Genomic DNA, 4,569 nt, shown 5'->3' on the forward strand with positions numbered 1-4,569 from the left:
CGGCGGACGAGCCGGACGGCGCGGGCGCGGCCTCCTCCGCCGCGCCCGCGCTTCCGTCCCCCGGCGCGGCGGCCGTGGTCCGCGCCCGGACCTCGTCCGTCCGCGCCTGGGCCTGGAGACCGGAGCGTTCCAGGAAGCGCAGGAGTTCGACGGGGAACGGCAGCACAAGGGTGGAGTTCTTCTCGGCGGCGACGGCCACCACGGTCTGGAGCAGCCGCAGTTGGAGGGCGGCGGGCTGGTCGGACATCACCTGGGCCGCCTCGGCGAGCTTCTTCGACGCCTGGAGCTCGGCGTCGGCGTTGATGACGCGGGCCCGCCGGTCGCGGGTGGCCTCCGCCTGGCGCGCCATCGACCGTTTCATGGTCTCCGGCAGCGAGACGTCCTTGATCTCGACGCGGTCGATCTGCACGCCCCAGCCCAGCGCGGGGCTGTCGATCATCACCGCGAGGCCCTGGTTGAGCTTCTCCCGGTTGGAGAGCAGGTCGTCGAGGTCGCTCTTGCCGATGATGGAGCGCAGGGAGGTCTGGGCGACCTGGTGGACGGCGAAGCGGTAGTCCTCGACCGCGACGACCGCCTCGGCGGCGTCGACGACCTTGAAGTAGACGACGGCGTCGACCCGGACGGTGACATTGTCGCGGGTGATGCCCTCCTGGGCGGGGATGGGCATCGTGACGATCTGCATGTTGACCTTCCGCAGCCGGTCGACCACCGGGATGATCATGGTGAATCCCGGTCCCCTGACCGTCGAGGCGAGCCGGCCCAGCCGCAGGACGACACCGCGTTCGTACTGCTTGACCACCCGGGCCGCCGCGAGCAGGTACAGCGCGCCCGCCGAGCCCAGGCCCACCCCGGTCGCCACCAGTTCCTGGAGCATCTCGGCCCCCTGATCTCCGTCGATCAACCGTCCGGAACATCCGGTATTCACATGGTATGCCCGCTTCTCCGGCCGTTCCCGGCGTGCCCGGGACGGGGCCGGGCCCCCGTCCGGTGGCGGACAGGGGCCCGGCATGCGCGGAGCGCTTCCGGTGCGGTGGGTCAGTAGACGCTCACGCCGTAGGCGCTGAGCGCCTCGGTGACCGGCTGGAAGAACGTCGTCCCGCCGGAGGTGCAGTCGCCGCTGCCGCCGGAGGTCAGACCGAGGGCGGTGCCGCCGGAGTACAGCGGGCCGCCGCTGTCGCCGGGCTCGGCGCAGACGGTGGTCTGGATCAGACCGTAGACGATCTCGCCGTTGCCGTAGTTGACGGTGGCGTTCAGCCCGGTGACCGTGCCGCTGTGGGTGCCGGTGGTCGAGCCGCGGCGGGTCACGGTCTGGCCGACGCTCGGGTTGCCGGCGCCGGTGATGTCCACCCCGCCGACCGTGCCCTCGTGCGGGACCGACGAGGTGTACTTCACCAGGCCGTAGTCGTTGCCCGGGAAGCTGGACCCGGCGGTCGGGCCGATGCTGGTGGTGTGCGAGGAGTTGGTGTACCAGGGCGGGTTGCCGTCGGTGCAGTGACCCGCCGTCAGGAAGTAGTAGGTACTGCCGCTGCGGACGTTGAAGCCGAGCGAGCAGCGCCAGCTGGGCGCGTAGATGGCGTCGCCGCCGGAGATGAGCTTGCGCAGGGTGCCGGAGGTGCGCTCGACGCGCAGCGCGCCGGCGTTGCCGCCCGCGGCCCGTTCGATCCGGGAGAGGTCGGCCTGCGAGACGGTGCTGTCCGCGGTGACGACAAGGGTGTGGGTCTTCGGGTCGGCGTACCAGGCGGTGCCCGGGACGTCGGCGGTGCGTACCGCGTCACCGGCGGCGGCGAGCTGGGCGGCGCTGTACTTCTGTGCGGGGGCGGGGTCCTGGGCGTTGGCGGCCGGCACGGCGACGGCGCCGAGGGCGGCCAGTCCGGACGCCACGGCGAGCAGCCGGATGCGTCTCGGTACACCGCTGCGGGGGGTGGTGCGCTCGTTCCTCTTCCTCACGTGATTCCTCCGAGGGGGATCGGGGGCCGCGCGCGGGCGGCCCGTGAGGCGCAGCCGAGGGGCACGACGACGCGTCGTTTTTTGCGTGCCCCTGACAAGCGCTGGTCGGGAGTCTGGGCGCACCGTGCCCGTAGCGCAAGAGGTCTGCGCGCGGTGGTGCGCCGGATCGGGGCCGCCCGGACGAGGGTGCGCCTCACCGCCGGCCCCGGACCGGAGCCGGCGGTGAGGTCGTGACCCCCTCGGTCCGCGGTGGGACGGATCAGCCGCCGACGCGGTTCCGTTCACCGGCCCGCAGCGCGAACGGCAGGGTGTTGCCGGGCGGCGGGAACGGGCATATGTAATGGTCGGCGAAGGCGCACGGCGGCAGCAGCGCGCGGTTGAGGTCGACGGGGACGGTGCCGTCCTCGGCGGGCGCGGGCGGGCGCAGGAAACGGAAGCGGAAGCTCTCCGTACCGCTGGTGGCGTCGGCGAACACCGCCCACAGCGACCCGTCCGCCTCCACCGCGACCTGGAGCGTGTGCTCGTCGCCCTCCAGCGTGAAGGCCAGCTCCCCGGCGAGCCCGAGACCGCGCCGCCGCCCGTCGGCGCCCCGCACCCGTACGGTGCGGCCCTGCGCGTACGGGCGGAACAGGCCCGGCCGCACCCAGCGCGCGTCGTAGGGGAAGGCGTCGATCCCGGCGAAGGCCCGGCGCGCCGGGGAGCCGGGGTCGATGTCGCGGACGGCCCACAGCCCTTCGCGCCGCAGCACCTGGAGGTGGCGTTCGCCGTGGGTGACCCGGGTGCTCTCCGGGCTGTCGTCGGCGCCGAGCCGTACCTCGCCGACCAGCGCGGAACCGTCGACGACGAGACCGTCCCCCGCTCCGGCCCGCAGCACGACCGCGTCGTCCCGGGCCGTCCAGCGGCCGGGCAGCGCGGGGAGCGCGCCGTCGGGGTGGTCGGCGAGCCAGTGGGTGCCGGTCAGGGCCAGGGGGCCGTAGGGCCGGGACGCCGAGGCGGCACGCCGCTCCCGCCACTGCCGCCACTCCCGCTCGCCGCTCATGCCTCCTCACCCTTCCATACCGGACGCGCGGGATGCGGCAGGCCCAGGTGGGAACGCAGGGTGCGTCCGGAGTACGCGGTGCGGAACACGCCGCGTTCCTGGAGCAGCGGCACCACCCGGTCGACGAAGTCGTCCAGGCCGTCCGGTGTCCGGTGCGGCACGAGGATGAAGCCGTCGGCGGCCCCGGCGGCGACGAAGTGGTCCATCTGCGCGGCGACCTCCCCGGGCGTGCCGATGAACGACTGACGGCCCGTCATCTCGATCACCGTCTCCCGCAGCGACAGCCCCTTGGCCTCGGCGACCGCGCGCCACCGGGCCGCGACCGCGCGCGGGTCGCCGTGCCGGACCCGGCCCTGGGCCAGCAGGGAGCCCGGGTCGGGATCGATCGCCGGGAGCGGGCCGTCCGGGTCGTACGCGGACAGGTCGACGCCCCAGACCTGCTCCGCGGCGAGCAGCGCGTTCTGCGGGGTGACCTGCTGCCGGCGGATCTCCACGGCGCGTTCCTGGGCCTCGGCCGCGGTGTCGCCGAGGACGAACGTCACCCCCGGCATGATCTTGAGGTCGTCGCGCTCCCTGCCGTACGCCGCCAGCCGGTCCTTGACGTCGGTGGAGAAGGCGCGTCCGGCGTCGAGGCCGGCGTGCCGGGTGAAGATGATGTCCGCGGCGGACGCGGCGAAGGCGCGGCCCTCGGGGGAATCGCCCGCCTGGATGACGACGGGATGGCCCTGCGGGCCGTGCGGCAGGGTGGCCTCGCCGCCGATCGTGAAGTGCCGGCCCGCGTGGGAGAACGGGGCGGGGCCGGGCGCTGTGGCCGGCCAGGAGTCCCACACCTCGCGGGCGGTGGTGAGGAACTCGGCGGCGCGGGTGTAGCGGTCGGCGTGGTCGAGGTAGCCGCCGCGGCGGAAGTTCTCGCCGGTGAACGCGTCGGAGCTGGTGACGACGTTCCAGGCGGCCCGGCCGCCGCTGAGGTGGTCGAGGGTGGCGAACCTGCGGGCCAGTTCGTAGGGCTCGTTGAAGGTGGTGTTGACGGTGGCGGCCAGGCCCAGCCGGTCGGTGACCGCGGCCAGCGCGTTGAGCACCGTGATCGACTCGGGCCTGCCGACCACGTCGAGGTCGTGGATGCGGCCCTTGTGCTCGCGCAGCCGCAGCCCCTCGGCGAGGAAGAAGAAGTCGAACAGGCCGCGTTCGGCGGTGCGGGCGAGGTGGACGAAGGAGTCGAAGGCGATCTGGTTGCCGAGGGCGGGGTCCTGGCGGGGCGGCAGGGGCGGTCCCTCACTGGCCCAGACGGTGGTGTTGTTGACGCCGGGGAAGTGGGCCGCCAGATGGATCTGCCGGCGGGCGGGGGCGGGGGTGGTGCGCGTCACGATGCCTCCCGGGCGGCGGCGTAGCGGTTGGCGGGGCGCGGCAGGCCGAGGCGCTCGCGCAGGGTGGTGCCGCCGGGCGGGCGGCGGCGCAGGAGGGGGACGGCGTCGGCGAGGAGGGCGAGGTCGCGTCCGGGGTCGTCGGGCCGCAGGTGGAAGCCGTCGGTGGTGGCGCCCTCGTGCCAGGCGCCGAGCCGGTCGGCGAGGGCGGTGGCGTCGGTG

General features: G+C 74.3%; 4 protein-coding genes and 1 pseudogene. All 5 read right to left on the reverse strand.

All coding sequences use genetic code 11. The features are described from left to right. The coding region (locus tag AC51EU_RS27340) for a slipin family protein (RefSeq protein WP_496269764.1) at nucleotides 1-874 on the reverse strand (874 nt) is incomplete at its 3' end. Nucleotides 875-1,035: 161 nt separating this feature from the next. Further along, complete coding sequence (locus tag AC51EU_RS27345; RefSeq protein ID WP_496269762.1) at nucleotides 1,036-1,947, reverse strand: S1 family peptidase; 912 nt, start codon at nucleotides 1,945-1,947, stop codon at nucleotides 1,036-1,038. Between the two features lie 259 nt (nucleotides 1,948-2,206). Beyond that, complete coding sequence (locus tag AC51EU_RS27350) at nucleotides 2,207-2,986, reverse strand: DUF1684 domain-containing protein (RefSeq protein WP_496269763.1); 780 nt, start codon at nucleotides 2,984-2,986, stop codon at nucleotides 2,207-2,209. Continuing rightward, complete coding sequence (locus AC51EU_RS27355) at nucleotides 2,983-4,353, reverse strand: LLM class flavin-dependent oxidoreductase (protein ID WP_496269765.1); 1,371 nt, start codon at nucleotides 4,351-4,353, stop codon at nucleotides 2,983-2,985. The genes AC51EU_RS27350 and AC51EU_RS27355 overlap by 4 nt, the downstream gene beginning before the upstream one ends. After that, a pseudogene (locus tag AC51EU_RS27360) lies at nucleotides 4,347-4,569 on the reverse strand (LLM class flavin-dependent oxidoreductase); the annotation flags it as partial. The gene AC51EU_RS27355 and the pseudogene AC51EU_RS27360, both read right to left, overlap by 7 nt.

The organism is Candidatus Streptomyces philanthi, assembly GCF_059553635.1.

Excerpts from the sequence above, each read along its gene's own strand:
- AC51EU_RS27350 (WP_496269763.1), bottom strand. The coding sequence starts at position 2,986 with ATGAGCGGCGAGCGGGAGTGGCGGCAGTGGCGGGAGCGGCGTGCCGCC.